This window comes from Photobacterium sp. DNB22_13_2, assembly GCF_052873915.1.
The window spans coordinates 1-271 of sequence record NZ_JBNNXU010000142.1 but is presented as its reverse complement, the minus strand read 5'-3'; the positions used below and the strand labels follow the sequence as shown (position 1 = coordinate 271).

Annotated in this window: 1 protein-coding gene; it reads left to right on the top strand. The window is 66.8% G+C overall.

What is annotated here, in order from left to right; genetic code table 11:
• Nucleotides 1-271 (top strand): hypothetical protein (locus ACVA58_RS28135; RefSeq protein WP_446513529.1); only part of this gene is annotated, 271 nt, incomplete at both ends.

Sequence of the window (271 nt, the reverse complement as noted above, 5' to 3'; positions counted from 1 at the left end):
CATCGGCATCGTGATGGGGGCGGTGGTTGTCAATGCGCAACCGAGCCAACGCACGGTGCTGGAACACCAGGCGCAGCGCCTGATCTTTCTGCTGCAGGCGGCGCATGACGAAGCGCGCCTGCGCTCGCAACCCATCGTGTGGGAGGCCACGCCCGAGGGCTACCGCTTCCTCATCCGTGAGCACGATGCCTGGCAGCCGCTTCGCGACGATGTGCTACGCGCGGGCCAATGGCGCCAGCCGTTGTCTGCGCTGTCGCTCATGCAGGTAGGC